This is a genomic window from Abiotrophia sp. HMSC24B09 (assembly GCF_001815865.1).
Taxonomy (GTDB): domain Bacteria; phylum Bacillota; class Bacilli; order Lactobacillales; family Aerococcaceae; genus Abiotrophia.
Window position 1 is genome coordinate 39,256 of sequence record NZ_KV822203.1, and the last position, 270, is coordinate 39,525.

2 protein-coding genes are annotated in these 270 nt (G+C 52.6%); both read right to left on the reverse strand.

Annotation, left to right across the window (positions count from 1 at the left end):
* Nucleotides 1-191: heavy-metal-associated domain-containing protein (locus HMPREF3093_RS04950; RefSeq protein WP_070755875.1), on the reverse strand; the 191-nt coding region annotated here is incomplete at its 3' end.
* 12 nt (nucleotides 192-203) lie between these two features.
* Nucleotides 204-270, reverse strand: a 67-nt coding sequence (locus HMPREF3093_RS09925; RefSeq protein ID WP_257244539.1) for a hypothetical protein, incomplete at its 5' end; no start/stop codon positions are given.

The window sequence follows — 270 nt, forward strand, 5'->3', positions numbered from 1 at the left end:
GCCAGGACATATTTAGTTTGCGCCAAGGCTTCTTGCAAGTTGGCTTGATCAACTTGACCGGTGACGGTCACGCTTTTGCTGGCCAGGTCGGTGCTTACGGCTTGGACGCCGGCAACCTGGCTAAGCAGGTTGTCAATCGTCTTGGCACAGCCAACACACTTCATGGCTTCTACAAGATAAGTTCTTTCCATCTTAAGCCCCCCCTATGCCTTAAAACGACGTAGGCGCAAGGCATTAAGGATGACTGAGACGGAGCTGAAGCTCATGGCC